The organism is Rhodoglobus sp. G.S.4, assembly GCF_056619605.1.
Window position 1 is genome coordinate 1267153 of the sequence record NZ_CM152748.1, and the last position, 19770, is coordinate 1286922.

Below are 19770 nucleotides of genomic sequence, written 5' to 3' on the forward strand. Positions count from 1 at the left end.
GTGACTGTTGCCCATACTTCCCCGCGTGCACCATGGTGCCGTCCCCGAACATCCGAAGTGCAGTCTGAGACGTTTGACCAGCTGGATGCGTGGTGGCGGGCCGCCAATTACCTTGCTGTTGGCCAGATCTATTTGCTCGACAACCCTCTGCTGCGTGAACCCCTCCGCCGCGAGCACACTAAGCCGCGACTTCTTGGACACTGGGGCACAACGCCCGGCCTGAACTTTGTGTGGGCTCACCTCAATCGCATTATTCAGGAACGCGACACCGACACGATTTTTGTTGCTGGTCCTGGGCACGGTGGACCCGCGGTCGTCGCGAGCGCATACCTCGATGGCACGTACAGCGAAACGTATGGCGACATCGATAAGAGCGCTGATGGCATCCGCAAGCTATTTAGGCAGTTTTCTTTCCCCGGTGGCATTCCCAGCCACGCCGCTCCTGAAACGCCCGGCTCCATCCATGAGGGTGGCGAACTGGGGTATGCGCTTTCGCATGCGTATGGTGCGGCGTTCGACAACCCGAATCTGCTCGTCGCTGCTGTTGTCGGCGATGGCGAAGCCGAAACTGGTCCGCTAGCGACGAGCTGGCACTCGAACAAATTTATTGACCCTGAACGTGATGGCGTGGTTTTACCAATCTTGCACCTCAACGGTTACAAGATTGCGAACCCCACAGTGCTGTCGCGTATCCCCGAAGACGAACTCTGCGATCTGATGCGAGGTTACGGGCATACGCCGTACGTTGTCTCGGGTGGATTCGACGATGAAGATCCTCGCGCCGTGCACGAACGCATGGCGGCAACTCTTGATGACATCGTCGATCACATTGCGCAGATAAAAGCCGACGCGGCTGCCGGAACTCTCGACGGTCGCCCGGCGTGGCCGATGCTGATCTTGCGCACCCCCAAGGGGTGGACGGGACCGCAGGTAGTCGACGGGCACCCTGTCGAAAACAATTGGCGTTCGCACCAGGTCCCGCTTGCGAGTGTTCGGGACACAGACGAACACCTGAAACAACTTGAGGAGTGGATGGCCTCGTACCGTCCAGAAGAGTTGTTTGATGAGAGTGGTGCACCGCTCGCAATTGCAACGGCACTCGCGCCAGAGGGCGACCGTCGAATGAGCGCCAATCCTGTCACCAACGGTGGAGTGTTGCGCGCCCCACTTAGGCTGCCCGACTTTAGGGATTACGCCGTCGACGTTCCAAACCCCGGTGAAACGACAAGTTCCGCGACCGGCGCCCTCGGGGAGTGGCTACGCGATGTTGTTCGCGACAATCCAGACAACTTCAGAATTTTTGGTGCCGACGTCACAGCATCCAACCGACTAAGCGCTGTTTTCGAGACAACCGATAAACAGTGGGATGCCGGATTCCTCCCCATCGACGCCGACAATCACCTTGCCCGTGCAGGTCGTGTCGTGGAAATGCTCAGCGAGCACCAGTGCCAAGGCTGGTTGGAGGGCTACCTGCTCACCGGCAGACACGGCATGTTCAACTCCTATGAAGCGTTCATCCACATCGTCGATTCGATGTTCAATCAGCACGCGAAATGGCTCGAAGGAGCGAACGATATCCCGTGGCGCCGCCCGGTCTCTTCGCTCAACTACCTGCTGAGCTCGCACGTGTGGCGTCAAGACCACAACGGCGCATCGCACCAAGACCCCGGCTTTCTTGATCTCGTCATGAACAAGAAGCCCGATGTTGTGAGGGCCTATTTGCCGTGCGATGCCAACACCCTCATCGCCACCTACGATCACTGCCTTCGCTCCGTCGACAAGATCAACGTCGTCATCGCCGGAAAGCACCCCGAAAATAATTGGCTCGATATGCCAGCCGCAATCGAACATTGCACGCGGGGAATCGGACTATTCGATTGGGCAGGCACCGAAGTTGTCGGTCAAGAACCGGATGTCGTACTCGCGTGTGCTGGTGACGTACCTACCCTTGAGGTCTTGGCCGCCGCGCAAATCTTGCGTGAACGGATCCCTGAGTTGCGAGTGCGAGTCGTCAACATCATTGACCTGATGCGACTGCACAGCGAATCTGAGCATCCGCATGGTTTGAGCGATGCTGAGTACGACGCTATCTTCACGACAGACAAGCCCGTAATTTTCGCTCATCACGGCTACCCGTGGCTGATTCATCGCCTCACCTACAAGCGTGCCGGGCACGCGAATTTGCATGTGCGGGGCTACAAAGATGAGGGCACGACAACCACTCCGTTCGACATGGTGATGATGAATGACCTCGACCGTTACCACTTGGTCATCGACGTACTCGAGCGAGTTCCCGGCCTCACTGCGCGTCACGCCGCCTTCTGGCAAGAGATGCATGACACCCGACTCCACGCGCAGCAATACACCCGCGAGCACGGCGAAGACATGCCAGAAGTCGCAGACTGGAAATGGAAATCGGCCCGCTAAATTAGGCGGCAACCCGCCGCGCTAAATGGGGGTAAAAAATGATCTGGCGCGCAGTGTAATTTGTGCTTAGAATTGCCGAGACATCGGATGGATGCCCAGCAATTTGCGCCCAATTAGGAGTTCTTCCTCGGGCCGTCAGAAAGATCGAGCACTCGGTATGGACATCACCGATTTCGCTATTAACGCACTCGGATTCGTGGGCACTGCATTCTCGTTCTTGATGTGGGTTCCGCAGGCAAGAATCACCTGGCAGAGCCGCAACGATGCAGTGCGTCTCGCCGGCATTTCTGAGACCACCCAGTGGCTGCTTGTTCTTGGGTATGCGGTGTGGGGCGCCTACGGACTGCTCAGTGCCTCAATGTGGGTTGCGGCACCAAGCGCGATTGCTATCCCGCTCGCGGCTGCGACCATCGTCATCATTCGGCGCGGGCGCAGGCTACCTGACGAGGGTCGCTCGTTCCCCATCTTCTCCAGCACGGATGCTGATCCGATCGCTACGATCAGTGACGGTCTCATTGCACTGACAGATTCGATCCCGATCATCACGATGGGGCACTACGAGCACCACGAGGCGCCCGCCGTAGCAGCGCGTGTTCCCTAACCCTTGCGGATAAAGCTGTCGACCTCTGCCGTGATCACGTCGCGCACGATCGAGCTGTCGAGACTTGCGACCCCGTCGCCGGGCTGCACGCCATAGTCGCCGAAGCGCGCATGATTGGCACCTTCGATGGGAAAGAACGTTGTGTTCGTTGGCAGCAAGTGTGCAGCGGCCACAATCTTGTCTGGAGTGCTGAGCATGTCGACGCTGCCACTCAAACTCAATACGCGAGTGTCAACATCCGCCAGATCATTGGCGCAATAGCTGGCAAAGAGAATGAGTCCGCTCACCTCAGGTTGAGCCGCGTACTGGCACGCTCGCACCCCACCAAGCGAATGCCCACCGACGAACCAGGTGTCAACATCCGGGACAGCGTCGGTGAATGTTGAGAGAGAACGCTGATCAAAGAATGCCAAGTTGAGAATCGGCTTGGTGACGATCACAGTTAACCCCGACTCCACCACAGCGCCAGAAAGCTTATAGAGGTAGGCCTCAGCAGTGACTTTCGCGCCGGGAATGAACACCAACCCGGTTCCTGATGCCCCATCAGCGGGAGAGAGAATGAACGAGTTGGGCGTCTCATGAAGGGAGACTGCTGGATTCGTGCGCACATTCTCCAGAGGGTCAGCCTCGGCCTGCATCACACCAACATTTGCCCAAACGAGAATGCCCATCGCTGCGAGCACAATGAGCGACGCAAATGAGATGAGTGAGACGAAAAGGATGCGTCGACGACGGGATGGTCGCTGGGCGAGAGAAGCTGGCGCAGTCGATTCACTCGAGACGGGTGACGATGGCTCAGCGGCGTGCATCCGATCAGTCTATTGAACTAGCGAAGGCAAGTGAGGCGGCGCCCACTATTGGGGTGATGAGGGCTGAGCGTTGGCAACCTGACGTAATCGTGCGGCGCGGGCGATGATCACCGCGATAGCTGCTGCTGCCGAAGCGAAAAGAAGACTGGCGATCGTGGCGATTGCGGCATCCGGTTTCACGATCGATTGGCCCATCAATGCTTGCGCCGTCAGCAGGGCAGTCACGGCAACGTAGAGGCTGACGAGCACACCGATCACGCGCTGTCGCGTCTGCGGGAGCGCGAGCCCTGTCACTCGACGCCCCAGGAATTCGAGCGCAAGCGCGGCTAGCGGCAGCAATTGTAGGGCGTGCATCCCGATGAAGTGGGGGATGCGGAGGTCTCCGGCGACCGTACTCCAGCCCAAGAGAGGTAAGCCATCCCCTCCGTCGGGCAGCCCGACCGTGTGAGCTCCCGCGATGCCCTGAAAGTCGCTCAATTGCTGGGCCGTTGGCGAGGTCATGAGAAATGCCAATCCCATACCGATTATTCCGACGATGAGACCAGATTTGATGGCGAGTGACCGCGCCGGATCGGAGATTCGATAGCGCCAGAGAAGGCCGGCGACAAGGACTACCGCCGACCACACGATCACGATCGACACTGCCATTACTGACCAGAGTGCTGCTGGCACCGGGCTAGCCACATTGAAGTGGCTTGTTGTGCCGAGGGCTGCGGCGCCGACGATCACGACCATTTCGACGGCGAGGAATGCCGCACTGACAGTTCCGAGCCACCACGCCAGACGTGCATGCCGAGTGAGCATTCCGATCAGCCAGGCGAGCGTTAGCGAATACAGTGCAATCGACAGAGCGAATTTGAGTGGTTTTGCCCACAGCGGCGCGCTCACAATTTCGCGTTGGTCGACGAGCAAGCCGAGCGTGGCGATGATCGCAAGCCCGATCATTGCCATGGTCAACCACACCAGCGGGCGGTGGAGTAGCGCACGCTCAAGGTTAAGCGTGCCGCTGTCAGGTCGTGACGAACTCGAGGAATTGCTGGCGGCATCGTGCCGGGACGACTGACGAACCTTCGCTTCGCGCTGAACAATCATGGCTTCTCCTTGAGTCGATAGTGACACTATCGGATAGCATCACTATCTGTAAAGGGTGAAGGCGAAATGAGGTGTGCGAGTTAGCTCCGAGACGGATCTCCGTGACGACGGATCGTCGAGGCTGCTTGAGCGCTCCGCCGCAGCGCAGCAAAGAGCGCATCACCCAACACCGTTCCCACGACAACGGTTTCCGCTTGTGCCGCAAGTCCATCGCGACTCTCGACGAGATCAAGATCTGCTTCTGCGACGAGTTGCGCAGCCTCGGCATAGCGAGCGAGCCACCCCGTATCGGTGCCCTGGCCGGCCTGCCGAAAGTTCATCACCACACGGGCGGCCGCGAGTCGGCCCGGGTCGTTCGGGTCGCAACCCCAGCCCGAAAGGGCAGAGTCAACCGTCTCGAGCGCTTCGGCATCCAAGGATTCAGGGTCAACGCGCTCGGAAACTGTGCTCTGCGCAATCTCAAAAGCGCGCGTCAGTGGCAGGTCGGACTCAATGGCCTCAATAACGCGCTTGGTGTCGGCAACAGAGAGGCCACCAATGTCGGTCAGCGCACGAATCATATGGATGCGGCGCACATGGGTTTCGCCATAGGTCGCCTGGTTCGGTGCCGAGCGTTCCCCCGCGGGCACAAGGCCCTCCCGCAGGTAGTACTTGATCGTGGCGACCGATGCGCCAGTCTCGTGGCTCAACTCCGAAATCTTCATAATGGACACCATAGCTATCTGCCCGGGTTTTAGGGCGTGGCATACCGGTCGGATGCGCGACGCTAAGGAATATCCCGACCGTTCGACGGTTGAATAGTAGTGATGACTACACCACTTCGTCTTTCTGTTCTTGACCTGATTCCTGTGCGCAGCAACCAGACTTCCGCTGATGCGATTTCGGCGACCACCGCGCTAGCGCAGCGTGCCGATGAACTCGGATTTTCGCGCTATTGGGTGGCTGAACACCACAACATGAAGGCCGTGGCATCCACAAACCCTGCCGTGTTGATCGGGATTTTGGCTGCTCAGACCCAACGCATCCGCGTCGGTTCTGGGGGAGTGATGCTCCCGAATCACGCCCCGCTCGTCGTGGCTGAACAGTTTGCAATTCTGGAGGCGGCATTCCCGGGGCGCATTGACCTGGGCATTGGCCGCGCTCCCGGAAGTGATCCCGTGATCACGTCCTACTTGCGGATGACGGGAACAACAAGCGACGTCGACGCGTTCCCGCGAAACGTTTCCGACATCCGCAGCCTCATGCACCCCGAGGGGGCGGCTCTTCAGTTGCCGTCTGGCCAGGTGTATGAGCTCACCGCGACACCGAATGCGTCGTCAGTTGCTGAGCTTTGGTTGCTGGGATCGAGTGACTATTCTGCGCGACTCGCCGCAGCCCAGGGCATGCCGTACGTGTTCGCGCATCATTTCTCTGGTGAGGGAACAGAACGCATCTTGGGTTTGTACCGCGACAACTTTGTCCCCTCGGATCAGCTGAAGGAGCCACGAACCTTCTTGACGCTCAATGTTGCGGTCGCCGATACCGCGGCAGAAGCGCGAGCTGCTGCGCTTCCCCAGTTGCAGCAGATGGCTCGGCTCCTCAGTGGGATGCCTCTTGGTCCGCTCTCGACAATTGAGCAGGCTGCGGCGACGGAACTTGCCGCTCCGCAGCAACAGATGGTCGATGATATGGCCGAACGTTGGGTCATCGACGAACCCGTGGCTGCGGCAGCCCGCATCCGCTCGCTGGCGACCCGGTTCGGTGTTGACGAAGTTATGGTCAGCCCAGGGCTCTCGGCACATGATGCGGATGCGCCGAACACGTCGCCTGTACGCGTGCGGGCTCTTGAACTGCTTGCGGAGCAGCTGCTCGCCTAACGCGCCAAGACGCATCTTTTGGCACGCGATCTCCGGTTGATTTATTGCACAGAACCAAGGCTCGCTATTCAGGCAGTGTCACGTTGGTGCGGAGTCTAAGCTGCCGGACGCCGTCATGCTCGCGCATCTCAACGTGCGATAGGCGAGACTTCACAAACTCGCTGAAAGTTGTGAAGCCCAACGAAGATTCATCGAACGACGGATCAATTCTGAGCATCTGATTCTTGACCGCGGAGCTGTGGAGCCACTCTGAATCCTCTTTCTGTTGCACTAGCCGCATAGCGCGCACTAGCACCTTGAATGGAGATACCTTAGTTGCCGGCGGATCGGTGTTGGCGGCCTTTGCGCTGGACTTAGATTCGGGAGTAGGTGTCTTTGTTGCCCCGTCGTCTGTGGCGGGTGGTGCAGCGGTGAAGGCGGAGACCGGCGATTCATTCGCACTGGCGCCGTACTCAACACCCGGCAGCGAGTCATAGTCGGCGAATTTGTCGCACGAGGAGGTAAGCGCTTGACTTGTGCCACCAGCGACTCCGACACCGACGACAAAGCGACCAAGGGTCTTGGCGCGTTGCGCTAGCGCCACATAGTCTGAGTCGCCAGCAACGATCACCACATGAGTGAGGTCGGGCAGACGAAAAAGGTCTTCCATGACGTCAACAGACAGCCGGATGTCCGCCCCATTCTTCATTTGAGCTGTGAGCGGAAAGAGTTGCACGAGTTCGACAGCGCGGTTGATGAGCTGTTTCTGGTAGCTCGAGTTGACCGGTAAAGACCAGTCGGCGTAGGCGCGGCTGAGCGCAACTGTGCCGAACGAGGAGGCGTAGTCGAGCAGGGCCTCAACGTCGACTTCGGCGTCCGCGAGCTTGGTCCCGACCGGCGTCGTGCTTGCACGGTTTGAGACGTGCCACCGAACCTTGTCCGTCTGAAACGCACCATTGCCGTGTTTTTGGTTGTAGCGCGAGATCACGATGTTGTCGAAATCGATGTAGACGGCAACGCGTCCTTCTGTGGAAGCGGGCATGGGGTCTCCTCCGGCTAGAGCGGTCCACCTCGCGCACAACGTTACTGAGGCTTCTTCGGCTCACGCTAGCAGTACACGCCGCGCGAGTCAGCGACTGGGGGAACCTCATCGTCGCTACCATTGGGCGATCAGAGTGATGGAGAGCAAGTCATGAGCTACAGTGCAATTCGGGTTCGAGCCACCCCCGGGATCCCGCGGGAAGGCCACACCGGCGTTGCCGTAATCGTGGCAGGCATCGGCGTGGCTGGCTGGATTTCGTTCGGTCGGCACCTCTTTGGCATCGGGGGTGACCTCACGATTGTCTACGCCGCAACGCTCGGACTCATTTTTGCGGTCTTGTTGGTGCTGACCGGGCTGGCAGTTCGGCGCACGGCACGTCGCGGGTTCGAGACGCGGGTTTTAACCCAAGCATTGCTCATCGCCTCCGGGATATGCGGATTTCTCCTGGGACTTACGATTCCGGATTCAACACCTCAGGGGCTTCAGACCATAATTAGCGGTCCCTCCGAGCCGGCACTAGGAATAGCCATTGGCATCGCAAATCCGCTCGGCGTCATTGGCATTGCTACCGCGATAATCGCGCTCACTCTTGCGATAAAGGATTCCCGTGGCCGGATCTCACTAGTTGAGTCGTGGGGCGATGACGAGTCGGCGTCAGAGGTTGCACCGGTTTAGTTCCGCTGGGCTAGCTCACTTGTGAGTGTTCGCCGAGCTGGTGCCAACCGCGATTGAAATAGACGAGCGGTGGAGTGCCTTCTGCCCCAGAATCGACTGCGGACTGTGTCGCACGAAGCAAAATTATGGATGCGGCTCCCGCGTCGAGTTGATCGACCCGCGTTCCTGCGACCCAAGCTGGTGCGCTCGGAAAGTACGGCTCACCGGTCGGCAGTCGTCTCCACAAACTGGTGTCAGAAAATCGATCAACACCGCTAGTTGCGCACAGTTGCGCGATTTCAAGTTGGTCTTTTCCCAAGAAGTGGACCACATAGGAGTTCGCGCTCCGGATGCTCGCGGCGGTGGATGCGCGATGGCTGATCGAGAACGCGAGGAGCGGCGGTACCGCGCTCACAGAAACAACCGATGTCGCTGTGAGGGCAACGGGACCGTCGGGGGAGTCGGCGGTGATGACCGCAACACCGCCAGGATAGTGACGAAAGGCGCGAGCAAAATCGTCGCCACTGATCTCAGTTTCGGGCGAGGTGCGCTCATCGGGGCTGTACGCCTCATCGTGCGAGAGACTCTGATGTTTCGCTGTCGTCTGCATTCGTCCATCCGAAGGTTGTGGGGATGCGAACAAGAATGCGCCGCATCCGCCAGCGAAGCGAGAATGTGTCGCTTTATTTCTCTGTGTTTCGTCCGTTGTTTCACTGCCAGGTGCAGTGAATGGCTGCTCGGCGCACCATGGTGGCATGCCTAAACAAATTCGCTTCAACGCCTTCGACATGAACTGCGTCGCCCATCAGTCGTCAGGAATGTGGCGCCACCCCGATGACCAATCGTGGCGCTACAAAGACCTCGACTATTGGACGGAACTTGCCCAGCTGCTCGAACGTGGCACCTTTGATGGCATCTTCATTGCGGATGTCCTCGGTACCTACGATGTGTACGCGGGTTCCAATGAGGCTGCGATTCGCCACGGCGCGCAAGTTCCGGTGAATGACCCACTGTTGCTCGTTTCGGCCATGGCGCATGTCACGGAACACTTGGGATTCGGCATCACCGCCGGCACGGCCTACGAACATCCGTACCCTTTCGCGCGTCGCATGTCGACGCTTGATCACCTCACCAAGGGGCGCATCGGTTGGAACGTCGTCACCGGCTATCTTCCTTCAGCAGCCCGCAATATGGGCAATGATGATCAGCTCGAGCATGATGATCGCTATGACCACGCCGACGAATACCTCGAAGTTCTCTACAAGCTGTGGGAGGGCTCGTGGGAAGACGATGCCGTTATTCGTGATCGCGAAACCGTTGTGTTCACCGACCCAAGCAAAGTTCACGACATTGAGCACAAGGGCAAACATTTCACGGTCCCGGGGATCCATTTGTCAGAGCCGTCGGTGCAGCGAACCCCGGTGATCTACCAGGCAGGCGCATCACCGAGGGGCATCCAGTTCGCGGCAGGCAACGCCGAAGCGATCTTTGTTGCTGCCTCGACTAAAGCGGGACTCAAGGCAACGGTTGGCCGCATCCGGGATGCTCTTGAAGAGGCTGGCCGTGATCGCTATTCTGCGCGAATCTACACACTGCTCACGATCATCACGGATGACACCACGGAGAAAGCTCACGCGAAGTATGCCGACTATCTCAGCTACGCAAGCGAAGAGGGAGCGCTCGTCTTCATGTCCGGATGGATGGGGATCGACCTTTCGGAATATGACCTCGATGAGCCCATTGGCAACGTCAAAAGCAATGCAATCCAGTCAACAGTCGCCAACTTTCAGCAGGCAAACAATGACGGAAGCGAGTGGAAAGTTCGCGATATTGCCCGACTCGGCGCTATCGGGGGTCTGGGTCCGTTCATCATTGGCTCGGGCACGGAAATCGCGGATGAGCTGCAACAGTGGGTAGAAGAGACCGACGTTGATGGCTTCAATCTTGCGTATGCCATTACGCCAGGTACCTTCGAAGATGTCGTGGAGTACGTCATCCCTGTGTTGCGCGAGCGGGGTCTATATCCTGAGGAATACGTGGAGGGCACGCTGCGCAACAAGCTTCACGGACGAGGAAACCGGCTGCCAGCCGAGCATGCAGGGGCGAGTTATCGCCGACGTCCCTAGCGAAGCTCGAAGATGATCTCTTCGGTGTCCCGTTTCACGCCGGCGGCGAAGTCGACGTTGCGGCCAATCTCGACGAATCCATTGCGCAGCACTACGGCGGCGGAACGAATGTTGTGTGTGGCTGTGCGTGCCTGAAGCGGGCGGTGAGTGTCGAGTTCCAGCATTAGCGCTAGTGCAGCGCTGGCGATTCCTTGACCCCAGAAATCACGACTGATCCAGTAGGTGAGCTCTCGCTGGTCGTCCATCGTGAAGGTGGCTATCATTCCGGCGAGAGTTCCGCTGCGGTAGATCGCGCAAGCTACAACGTCGGGGTTCGCGAGAATGCGAGCAAACCAGGAATCGAATTCGGCCCGGTCGTCGGGGTCTGGTGCCGTGAATGCGGCCATTGCGACTGACTCTGGATCCCGCATCCACTCAAAGACTGCATCACCGTCGCTGAGACGCAGGTCACGAAGGGTGACGCCGTCGTTTTTAGCGTCGGCGACTGAGGTCATAGCTTGATCGAATACTTAAACCCGATGTGCGATGCCTCGAAGCCCAGCTTCTTGTAGAAGCGATGCGCGTCGGTGCGCGCCTCATCCGATGTGAGTTGGATGAGCGAAGCGCCGAGTGTTGGCGCTGCGATGTCGATGACCCACCGCATCATCGCGCCGCCGATGCCCGATGAGCGCTGACTTGCCGCAACCCGAACGGCTTCGACTTGGAGGCGGTGTGAACCTCGCCGCGCCATCCCGGGAATCGCGGTCAATTGCATGGTGGCTACGACATCACCACTGGGTGCAACGACAACGAGCAATGCGTTCGCGGGAGTAGTTGCGATCGCGTGGAACGCTTTTTCGTAGGCCGGGCGATCTTCGGGGCGCGCGGTATCTCCCCGCAAGGCGCTGACTGGGTCATCCGCCAGAAGTTGAAGGATGGTGTCGATGTCGCCCAATTCGGAATACCGAAGCGTCATTTCACCATCTCGCGTGTGGAGAGTTGTCGGGACCGTCACTTTGGAAAACACTCTTATGACGTTATCAGCGTGGGCGGGGGCCTTAGTGCCGCATCAGTGGAAGTTGCCATTGATTAGAACATATGTTCGAATAGAAGCATGCGATGGAGTGGTCAACAGGTCAGCAGTGAGGCCCCCAACGCGCTGCCCGGCCTTGCGAAGCTCAACAATCTTGTGCGTACGGTTCGCACGCCAGACTTTCAGGGCGTCACCTTCTACGAGGTAGTAGCCAAGAGCGCCCTCAACAAAGTCCCCACCGCAAGCGATATGCCGTTCGGGTGGACCATCAACCCGATGCGCGGATGCCTTCACCAGTGCACCTACTGCTTCGCGCGACCGACGCACGAATATCTCGACCTCGATTCAGGGAAAGACTTTGACACTCAAATCGTGGTGAAGGTCAATGTTGCTGAGGTGCTGGCCAAAGAACTCAGCAAGCCCAGCTGGGGAAGGCACGCTGTTGCTTTAGGAACCAACACTGACCCTTACCAGCGCGCAGAGGGTCGATACCGGCTGATGCCGGGCATCATTGCTGCATTGGCCGGTTCGGGAACGCCGCTCTCGATTCTCACCAAGGGCACCCTGCTTCGGCGAGATTTGCCACTGCTGAAAGAGGCAAGCGATCACGTACCCGTCGATATCGGGATGTCGATCGCTATCTATGACGATGAGCTGCAACAGTCGGTCGAGCCTGGTACGCCGACTGCGAAGTCACGCCTCGCCACAGTGACTGCAGTGAGAGATGCTGGCCTCGATTGCGCAGTCTTTCTCATGCCGATCCTGCCGTTTCTTACCGATACGCGTGACCACTTGGAGCGTGCAATTGCCGCGGTGAAGGATGCCGGCGGAACATCAATTGCCTATTCTGCCCTTCATCTCAAGCCCGGAACCAAGGAGTGGTACTTCCAATGGCTAGAAGCGGCGCATCCGGAATTGCTCGAGCGCTATCACTCAATGTATTCACGCGGCACCTACGCTCCCAAGGAGTATCGTCACTGGCTGGCAGCCAAATTGCGTCCGATTATCCGTCGGCACGGTCTCGAGCGAACCGCACTTGACCCAGCGACAGGAATCGTTGGTTCGCGTGCCGCTGTAAGCACGCGAGACGTCAATGGGGAGCGATCGCTAATCGCGGAAGAAATGCCGCCAGCCTTGGCCGCTAGGGCGATGCCGCAACCCATGTTGTTTTAGCGGTTCGCGCATAGTCGCACCCATTCCTGCTCACCGCGATCTGGGAGCAGGCTGCACGTTCGCTCGACGTTCTCAGAAATTTGTGGGGGCTCAGTCCGCCCGTGTTTATCGTGAATCTACTGCCTCGTGCAGCAAAAGGGGCCGAAGCTGATGACGCCCCTAATGGAGACGAATCGAACCTGAGGAGTGAAACGAAGATGCCTGCCAACAAGAATTCACGGGTGAAGGACCCGGAGCTCTATGAGGAACTCCGCAACGACGGTGCGTCAGCGGAGAAAGCAGCGCGCATTGCGAACGCGGCGGCACGGGATGGACGATCCGAAGTTGGGCGACGAGGGGGAGAGTCAGGATCCTACGAAGACTGGACAGTCAAAGAATTGCAGAATCGGGCACGCGAACTGGACCTGCACGGATACTCTTCGCTCAACAAGGACGACCTGATCGCGAAGCTGCGCTCACACTAGGAGTGCCTAGACGCGGTTCGATATGGCTCCACGTGCCTGAGCGTGAGTGAGCAAATGTGGTGCACACGCTGCGGCAGTGAGACCGTCTCATTAGGCTGGTGCGGTGACCTCTCAAGCTTCTGCCTACTACGTTCGCCACGACGACACTCATTTTGAGTCCACGATTCACGCACAAGGAGCGTGGAATCCGCACGAGCAGCACATGGCTCCGGTTGCCGGAATTCTGGCGCACGCGCTTGAGTCATTCGAAGCGCGGACAGAACTCCGCATTGCACGCATCAGCTACGAGATCCTCGGGCTCATTCCTGATGGTGCTTTCGAAGTGAAGACAACGCTGCTGAGGCCGGGGCGCACAATCGAACTTGTCCAAGCTGAGCTCGTTGCTGCGGGTCGTGTCGCAGTTCGAGCGACTGCGTGGCGTCTTCACACCTCCGACACCTCAGCAGTAGAAGGAGTTGTCGACGAACGGATGTTGGCTCCCGAGCACGCAACTGGCGCAGTGAATCTCTCGAAGTGGCCAGGAGGCTACATTCAATCGATTGACGCACGGGCTCTTCCGGATCATGGTCCTGGACACGGACGCGTGTGGTTGCGCACACCGTATCCTCTGTTGACAGATGAGCCGGTAAGCGATTTTGTGCGGCTGATGGGGCTTGTTGACACGAGCAATGGCATCGCCACGCGCGTCAAGCCGGGGGAGGGCGGGTACGCCTTCCCGAATGTTGACTTGCAGATCCATCTCTATCGTGCGCCAACTGGGGAGTGGCTTGGATTGCAGAATGCCGTAAATTTTGGGGCTGATGGGGTCGGCCTGACATCGACTGTCCTCCACGATCTGAGCGGACCATTCGGTCGAGCTGAGCAGATCCTGACGCTCCGCAAACTGTAAGCATCCACCTGCTAATTAATTCTCATGTGGGTCTTGTGTTGCCCGTCCTGCGAGCGTAATCTACAACCAAATGGTTGTAGATGAAGTAACAGACGCCGAAGTGGACGCGATGTTTCGCGCTCTCGCTGATTCCACACGTCGTGACATAGTCACGCGCGTAATGCGGGAAGGAATCTCTGTCTCGCGTCTCGCCAGCAGCTATGAGATGAGTTTTGCCGCGGTTCAAAAGCACGTTGCCGTGCTGCAGGCGGCTGGGCTTGTGTCGAAGCAGCGCAGCGGCCGTGAGCAAATAGTTCGCGGCGATCTGACATCCATTCATCGAATCCAAGAACTTCTCTCGCACTTTGAAGAGGTGTGGGAGAAGCGAGCGCTGCGCATGGCCGCTGTGCTCAACGACGACCCCAATGACATAGACAACGAACGAAAGAACAGGTGAAGCAATGAACGTCACGAGCCACACCGATGTTGAGGCACTGACTCTCACGACGACCGCCGAGTTTCCCGCCACGCTTGAGCGCTCTTGGCAACTGGTCAGTGACCCTCGGCAACTTGAGCGCTGGTGGGGGCCACCCGAGTGGCCGGCGACGTTTGTGAAATTCGAGTTCGAGCCTGGCGGTCGCGCCCACTACTACATGACGGGTCCTGAGGGCGAGAAGATGCATGGCTGGTGGAAGTTCACCTCTATTGTCGAACCGCGCGAGCTATCGATAGAAGATGGATTTGCGGATGATGCTGGTGAGCCGAGTGGCGACCTCGGTGTTACGATCGCTCGCCTCGTCTTTGAGCCTGTAGACAACGGAACCCGGCTCACGATTCATTCAGGATTCGAGTCAGCCGCTCAGCTCGAGGAAATGATCAAGATGGGCATGGAAGAGGGAATGCGCGAAGCTCTTGGCCAAATCCGCGCCATCCTTGACGAAGGCTAGGCTGGAAGCGGGATGTCATTTCAGGCTTACCTGGACGCGGTAGAACAGAAGACCGGTGTCACGCCTCGCCAACTCATCGCGATCGCAGAGCAGAAGGGGCTTGCGGGCCGATCGGTCAAGGCCGCTGAAATTCTGGAGTGGCTCAAGAACGATTACGGTCTGGGGCGTGGGCACGGCATGGCGATGGTGCACGTCATCACAAAAGGCCCGAACATTGACGCAAAGCATGTGGGCACCGCTGGTGCTCATCGTGACGAAGCTGACGTGCTCTGGCTCGATGGAATCGCAACGAAGCCGAACTAGTCGTCGCGTGGTCGCGAATCCGATTCGTCGCGACCCCGTAGCTTCTCCAGCTCGCGACGCTCACGCTTGGTAGGTCGACCCGCTCCACGATCACGGCGGGGTGCCAGCGCCACTTCCTCGCGGGAGGGTGGCGGAGGAGTCTCATCGATGAAGCTCTCGGCGGCAGTGACTGCTGAGACTCGCTTCACGATGGTCTGTTTGACAACGAGGATGCGGTCGAATCCGGCAATGCGAATGCGGACCTCATCTCCAATTCGCACCGGATGCGCGGCTTTTGCGCTCGTACCGCCGATTTTGACGTGTCCGGCCCGGCAGGCTGCGGTGGCTTGTGAGCGGGTCTTGAAGACGCGCACTGCCCACAACCAGCTATCGACGCGTACTGTGCCTGCAGCCACTAGGCGCTGGCGAGTTCAGTTTTCCAGCGAACAAGGCGCTGCACTGTGGCGTTGTCATCGGCGGCGAGCGTGCTCATGGTGTCCTCGGGAACGAAGTAGTTGATGGCGAGGAATCCCCGCACCTTCTCCGAGGGGTCATCCACGAGCATCCGCAGCACGTCGCACGGCGCATATTCGTTGCGTGCCACGCAGGCGCGAACGTCCTCGTCAGTATCGCGAGCCAGCACCTCGAACACGTCGACGGGCGTGTTGTGGCTGCTCGCCGCACTTTCACGAATTTTCGGGTTGGGGTCGCCAGCCAAGATGCGCAGTCGAGCAATCTTGCTTGGGGTAACTTCTGGTGCTGGGTGAAGATCAGCGGCCTCTTCAGCAGTGAGCATCGATGGGGCCATTGCCCGCATTTGGGCCCGCTGCGCCGGAGTATTAAAGCGGATGCATGACATGGGGCTAAGGCTACGCCTGATGGCTAGCAAGTTCTTGTTTCGATCGCGGCATTTCGTGGTCGGATGCTCGCTACACTCGAAGTGTGGCAGTCAGCAGTTCACCCGAGATCAGCAACCGTGTCTGGACTGTGCCCAATGTGCTGAGTCTCATCCGACTCGCACTCGTGCTGGTGTTCCTTTTTTTCATCATCTCGGCACAGGATGTTCTTGCGCTTGTCGTTCTTGTAGTGTCGAGCGTGACTGACTTTCTCGATGGCGTTATTGCGCGACGATTCAACCAGATCACCCGATTGGGGCAGTTGCTAGATCCCGCTGCCGATCGGCTTTTCATTTTTGCGGCACTTATTGGTTTGGCGGCACGGAATGTCATTCCGTGGTGGCTTTTCATCATCATCGTCGCGCGCGAAATCATGCTCGTAATTTTGGGACTCATTTCGGCGAACTATGGATTTGGCCCGCTCCCGGTTCATCACCTCGGCAAAGTTGCGACAGCGGCACTGTTCTATGCTCTTCCAATCCTGATGCTCGGGCAGGCGTTTCCTGACGTCGCGTGGGCCACTGATCCCATCGGTTGGGCTTTCGCTTTGTGGGGTGCGTTCTTGTATTGGTGGGCTGGGTTCATCTATGTCGCACAATCGGTCCGAATTTCTCGCATTCCGAGGGGTTGAGGAGTGCTCCGATCCGATACGCTGGTCAGTCAGGGAGGTTTGCGATGGTTGAGTCAATGAATAGTGGTCACGGCGCCGACATGCAGTCGGCTGACGAGACGTCCGCGCAGCCTATTGTCGAGCGAATCGACACCACTGCTACCTATAGTCACGAGTTTGCGGCTCAGGTCGCGGCAATGGGCGCCGATGTTTCGGTCGATGAGCAGTCAGCAATTTCTGCGCTGCCTTCAGGTTCTGCGCTGCTGATTGTGCGCCGCGGACCAAATATTGGTGCACGTTTTCTGCTGGATGCCGACATCACTACTGTTGGTCGTCATCCTGAGGCGGATATTTTTCTCGATGACGTGACTGTTTCGCGTCGTCATGTCGAGTTTTTGCGTCGCGGTACAACATTCGATGTTAAGGATTTGGGCTCGCTCAACGGAACGTATCTCGGGGGTGACCGCATCGAGTCGACCGCGGTTCTTCGTGACCGCGCTGAGGTTCAGGTTGGCAAGTACAGGCTGACGTTTTACGCGTCTCGCCGTGACCTTCCGTCGGCGGCTGGTAATTAGTGGCTGGGGTTGCGCGTCAAGCGCGTCAAGCTCCAGCGCCAGTACTGTTGAGTATTGGGCAAGTTCTCGCAAAACTCAGTCCTGAGTTTCCCGATCTCACTCCGTCGAAGCTTCGGTTTCTTGAGGAGCGCAAACTCGTGGCGCCAGCACGAACGGCGTCGGGGTATCGCAAGTTTTCGTCGTCCGATATGGAGCGACTTCGTTTTGTGCTTTCCATGCAGCGAGACCATTATTTGCCGCTCAAGGTAATCCGTGGCTATCTCGAAGAAATGGATGCCGGGAGAACTCCTGAACTTCCTGGTGGTGCCGTTGCGGCAGCATCGATGCTGTCGGCGGAGCGCAAGCTCACGCGGGAAGAGTTAATTCGCGAAGCTGGCGCAACCCCCATGCTTTTGAGCGATGCGATTTCGTCGTCGCTTATCGTGGCGTCCGATGTTTTTGGCGAAGATTCGCTTGCGGTACTGAAGTCGCTTGTCGAGCTTCAGCGCAGCGGAATTGAGCCGAGGCACTTGCGTGGCTTCCGCGCGTCCGCTGAGCGCGAGTTGGGGCTCATTGAGAGCGCACTGATGCCCGTAGCTCGTCGCAAGGATGCATCGAGCCGGGCTCGCGCTGCAGAGATGGCTCGTGAAATTGCGGGCCAGCTAGAGATTGTTCGCAGCAGTCTTATCCGATCTGCCCTCAGTCGACTCGATTCGTAGTACGGTCGATTCGTTGATCGTTTTCTGGTTGTGGCCGGGCGCGATTAGCTGACGTTGGCACAGTTACCCTGACTAATTCCGACACGCCGCGGAGTTTTTGCGAATGTCGTTGATCGATGCGGCGGGCGTGACTACCGTGGGGTAACACGAAAGATTAAGCGTCAACTTCAACATGAAGGTTGATCGTTTCTCGTGCTGGTCGAATCAGAATCTAGAGGGGCAATGCCATGAGTGAATTGAGCCGTAGCGAGACATCACGCTACGATCTTGGCCTTCTCTTCACTGACGGAATGCCCGACCTCGATGACTCAGCAGGCTACCGCGGTGCGGTCGCCGCTCGGGCAGCAGGAATCAGCTACCGCCAGCTCGACTATTGGGCCCGCACAGAGCTTGTTGAGCCAACCGTTCGTGGCGCAGCAGGATCAGGATCACAGCGACTTTATGGGTTCCGCGACATTCTGGTGCTCAAGCTCGTGAAGCGCCTTCTCGACACCGGCATCTCTCTTCAGCAGATTCGTGTCGCCGTCAACCAATTGCGTGAATCAGGCATCCACGATCTCGCCCAGACCACACTCATGAGTGACGGTGCCAGCGTCTACCTGTGCACCTCGAATGACGAAGTCATTGACCTCGTCAGCCGCGGCCAAGGCGTTTTCGGTATCGCCGTTGGCAAGGTGCTTCGTGAAGTTGAGACAAGTCTCATCGACATCGACACTGTCAAGGGCGAAGACCCCATGGATGAGCTGGCGAAGCGCCGCGCATCCCGCGCTTCCTAGACGCACTCTGTAGCTACACCTTCGCAGGCACGCCCTGCGGGTCAGTACCGTGCGGAAACGCTAGTTGTTGTATTCACCCATTCTCGCAGCGCGCATGACGCGATCGAGAAGCTGGTCGAAGTAACGCGCCATCTCTTGGGCGCTCTCGCCGGGCCAGACGTGGAGTGGCTTGGCCGCTCCCTGAGCCTGCTGCAGCGATGTGCGTTCTGGCAGCTGGGGGGAGAGGACGAGCGGCCCAAACATGTCTCGCAGTTCCTTGATGCGGAACTGGTGTTCAAGCGATTGTGAGCGCAAGCGGTTCACGATGATGCCGAGTGGTTGAAGTCGTGGGGATAGTCCTCGACGAATTTCTTCAATCGCTCGAAGGGCGCGGTCAGCGGCAGCAACCGAAAACAGGCCAGGTTCAGTGACGATGGAGACGCGGTCGCTGGCCGCCCACGCGGTTCGCGTAAGAGCGTTGAGAGACGGTGCACAGTCAATGAGCACCAGATCGTAGTCAGCCTCGACGTTGGCGAGAGCTTCTTCAAGCTTCCAGATCTCGCGGATGCTCGGGTGCGGGCCATCAAAGTTGATCGCGGATGGCGATCCGATGAGTACATCTACCTTGCCGGGGCGGCCCTTAGTCCACCCGCTGGGGGCGATTGCCGCGCGCACGATCTTCTCTTTAGGAGAAGCGAGCACGTCGGCAATGTTGAGGTGACCGGTGACATCGATGTCCATTCCGGTCGACACATCCGACTGTGGGTCAAGGTCGACGACGAGGGTTCGAAGACCGCGAGCAAAAGCTGCCGAAGCGAGCCCAAGCGTCACGGTCGTCTTTCCAACGCCCCCCTTGAGGGAACTAACGCTAAGTACGTGCACGAGTAACGACGATACCTTCACT

Annotated in this window: 25 protein-coding genes; 15 read left to right on the forward strand and 10 right to left on the reverse strand. The window is 58.4% G+C overall.

The features are described from left to right. The first annotated feature begins 57 nt into the window (after positions 1-57). Both AC061P_RS06150 and AC061P_RS06155 read left to right on the forward strand, forming a co-directional pair. Positions 58-2427: a phosphoketolase family protein gene (locus tag AC061P_RS06150; RefSeq protein ID WP_449648167.1), complete on the forward strand. Its 2370-nt coding sequence runs from the start codon at positions 58-60 to the stop codon at positions 2425-2427. A gap of 157 nt (positions 2428-2584) precedes the next feature. Beyond that, positions 2585-3028: a hypothetical protein gene (locus tag AC061P_RS06155; RefSeq protein ID WP_449646530.1), complete on the forward strand. Its 444-nt coding sequence runs from the start codon at positions 2585-2587 to the stop codon at positions 3026-3028. On the opposite strand, the gene AC061P_RS06160 is transcribed toward AC061P_RS06155, so the two are convergent. The 3 genes from AC061P_RS06160 to AC061P_RS06170 all read right to left on the reverse strand — a co-directional run bounded on the left by AC061P_RS06160 (position 3025) and on the right by AC061P_RS06170 (position 5633). Next, the gene (locus AC061P_RS06160; RefSeq protein ID WP_480392081.1) at positions 3025-3837 is read right to left on the reverse strand and encodes an alpha/beta hydrolase; all 813 of its coding nucleotides are present in this window, start codon (positions 3835-3837) and stop codon (positions 3025-3027) included. The genes AC061P_RS06155 and AC061P_RS06160 overlap by 4 nt on opposite strands. Before the next feature lie 45 nt (positions 3838-3882). Continuing rightward, on the reverse strand, positions 3883-4929 hold the full coding sequence (locus tag AC061P_RS06165) for a hypothetical protein (protein ID WP_449646532.1): 1047 nt from the start codon (positions 4927-4929) through the stop codon (positions 3883-3885). A gap of 80 nt (positions 4930-5009) precedes the next feature. Further along, a complete protein-coding gene (locus AC061P_RS06170) occupies positions 5010-5633 on the reverse strand; it encodes a MerR family transcriptional regulator (protein WP_449646533.1) in 624 nt (207 codons plus the stop codon). Positions 5634-5735: 102 nt separating this feature from the next. On the opposite strand from AC061P_RS06170, the gene AC061P_RS06175 reads away from it, so the two are divergent. Further along, entirely contained in the window at positions 5736-6785 is a 1050-nt protein-coding gene (locus AC061P_RS06175; RefSeq protein ID WP_480392082.1) for an LLM class flavin-dependent oxidoreductase, read from the forward strand. Between the two features lie 64 nt (positions 6786-6849). Here AC061P_RS06175 and AC061P_RS06180 read toward each other — a convergent pair whose 3' ends face one another. After that, positions 6850-7806, reverse strand: coding sequence for an NYN domain-containing protein (locus AC061P_RS06180; RefSeq protein WP_480392083.1), 957 nt, complete (start codon positions 7804-7806; stop codon positions 6850-6852). Positions 7807-7956: 150 nt separating this feature from the next. On the opposite strand from AC061P_RS06180, the gene AC061P_RS06185 reads away from it, so the two are divergent. After that, positions 7957-8481: a hypothetical protein gene (locus AC061P_RS06185; protein ID WP_480392084.1), complete on the forward strand. Its 525-nt coding sequence runs from the start codon at positions 7957-7959 to the stop codon at positions 8479-8481. Positions 8482-8491: 10 nt separating this feature from the next. On the opposite strand, the gene AC061P_RS06190 is transcribed toward AC061P_RS06185, so the two are convergent. Beyond that, positions 8492-9070: a flavin reductase family protein gene (locus tag AC061P_RS06190; protein ID WP_480392085.1), complete on the reverse strand. Its 579-nt coding sequence runs from the start codon at positions 9068-9070 to the stop codon at positions 8492-8494. 145 nt (positions 9071-9215) lie between these two features. Here AC061P_RS06190 and AC061P_RS06195 point away from each other — a divergent pair, with 145 nt between their 5' ends. Continuing rightward, positions 9216-10586, forward strand: a complete 1371-nt coding sequence (locus AC061P_RS06195) for an LLM class flavin-dependent oxidoreductase (protein ID WP_480392086.1) — start codon at positions 9216-9218, stop codon at positions 10584-10586. On the opposite strand, the gene AC061P_RS06200 is transcribed toward AC061P_RS06195, so the two are convergent. Then, on the reverse strand, positions 10583-11080 hold the full coding sequence (locus AC061P_RS06200) for a GNAT family N-acetyltransferase (protein WP_480392087.1): 498 nt from the start codon (positions 11078-11080) through the stop codon (positions 10583-10585). The two genes, AC061P_RS06195 and AC061P_RS06200, sit on opposite strands and share 4 nt — an antisense overlap. Continuing rightward, on the reverse strand, positions 11077-11541 hold the full coding sequence (locus AC061P_RS06205; protein WP_449646540.1) for a GNAT family N-acetyltransferase: 465 nt from the start codon (positions 11539-11541) through the stop codon (positions 11077-11079). Before AC061P_RS06205 ends, AC061P_RS06200 begins: the two co-directional genes overlap by 4 nt. 138 nt (positions 11542-11679) lie before the next feature. On the opposite strand from AC061P_RS06205, the gene AC061P_RS06210 reads away from it, so the two are divergent. The 6 genes from AC061P_RS06210 (at position 11680) to AC061P_RS06235 (ending at position 15353) form a co-directional block, all read left to right on the forward strand. Further along, positions 11680-12771, forward strand: coding sequence for an Rv2578c family radical SAM protein (locus tag AC061P_RS06210; RefSeq protein WP_480392088.1), 1092 nt, complete (start codon positions 11680-11682; stop codon positions 12769-12771). Positions 12772-12968: 197 nt separating this feature from the next. Then, on the forward strand, positions 12969-13235 hold the full coding sequence (locus tag AC061P_RS06215) for a Rho termination factor N-terminal domain-containing protein (RefSeq protein WP_480392089.1): 267 nt from the start codon (positions 12969-12971) through the stop codon (positions 13233-13235). Positions 13236-13338: 103 nt separating this feature from the next. Beyond that, positions 13339-14124: a thioesterase family protein gene (locus AC061P_RS06220; RefSeq protein WP_449646543.1), complete on the forward strand. Its 786-nt coding sequence runs from the start codon at positions 13339-13341 to the stop codon at positions 14122-14124. 70 nt (positions 14125-14194) lie between these two features. Next, positions 14195-14560, forward strand: coding sequence for an ArsR/SmtB family transcription factor (locus AC061P_RS06225; RefSeq protein ID WP_449646544.1), 366 nt, complete (start codon positions 14195-14197; stop codon positions 14558-14560). A 4-nt stretch (positions 14561-14564) separates the two neighbouring features. Further along, positions 14565-15050 carry an SRPBCC family protein gene (locus AC061P_RS06230; RefSeq protein WP_449646545.1) on the forward strand — a complete coding sequence of 162 codons (486 nt, stop codon included), beginning with the start codon at positions 14565-14567 and terminating at the stop codon, positions 15048-15050. 12 nt (positions 15051-15062) lie between these two features. Further along, complete coding sequence (locus AC061P_RS06235) at positions 15063-15353, forward strand: DUF4287 domain-containing protein (protein ID WP_480392090.1); 291 nt, start codon at positions 15063-15065, stop codon at positions 15351-15353. Here AC061P_RS06235 and AC061P_RS06240 read toward each other — a convergent pair. Both AC061P_RS06240 and AC061P_RS06245 read right to left on the reverse strand, forming a co-directional pair. After that, complete coding sequence (locus AC061P_RS06240; RefSeq protein WP_449646547.1) at positions 15350-15748, reverse strand: RNA-binding S4 domain-containing protein; 399 nt, start codon at positions 15746-15748, stop codon at positions 15350-15352. The two genes, AC061P_RS06235 and AC061P_RS06240, sit on opposite strands and share 4 nt — an antisense overlap. Beyond that, positions 15748-16191, reverse strand: coding sequence for a hypothetical protein (locus AC061P_RS06245; RefSeq protein WP_480392091.1), 444 nt, complete (start codon positions 16189-16191; stop codon positions 15748-15750). The genes AC061P_RS06240 and AC061P_RS06245 overlap by 1 nt, the downstream gene beginning before the upstream one ends. Positions 16192-16274: 83 nt before the next feature. Here AC061P_RS06245 and AC061P_RS06250 point away from each other — a divergent pair, with 83 nt between their 5' ends. The 4 genes from AC061P_RS06250 (at position 16275) to AC061P_RS06265 (ending at position 18887) form a co-directional block, all read left to right on the forward strand. After that, complete coding sequence (locus AC061P_RS06250; protein WP_480392092.1) at positions 16275-16859, forward strand: CDP-alcohol phosphatidyltransferase family protein; 585 nt, start codon at positions 16275-16277, stop codon at positions 16857-16859. 44 nt (positions 16860-16903) lie between these two features. Then, positions 16904-17413: an FHA domain-containing protein gene (locus AC061P_RS06255; RefSeq protein WP_449646550.1), complete on the forward strand. Its 510-nt coding sequence runs from the start codon at positions 16904-16906 to the stop codon at positions 17411-17413. Further along, a complete protein-coding gene (ftsR, locus tag AC061P_RS06260) occupies positions 17413-18111 on the forward strand; it encodes a transcriptional regulator FtsR (protein ID WP_480392093.1) in 699 nt (232 codons plus the stop codon). The genes AC061P_RS06255 and ftsR overlap by 1 nt, the downstream gene beginning before the upstream one ends. Positions 18112-18338: 227 nt before the next feature. Next, positions 18339-18887, forward strand: a complete 549-nt coding sequence (locus tag AC061P_RS06265; protein ID WP_480392094.1) for a MerR family transcriptional regulator — start codon at positions 18339-18341, stop codon at positions 18885-18887. Between the two features lie 60 nt (positions 18888-18947). On the opposite strand, the gene AC061P_RS06270 is transcribed toward AC061P_RS06265, so the two are convergent. After that, entirely contained in the window at positions 18948-19748 is an 801-nt protein-coding gene (locus AC061P_RS06270) for a ParA family protein (protein WP_449648168.1), read from the reverse strand. Positions 19749-19770: the final 22 nt, after the last annotated feature.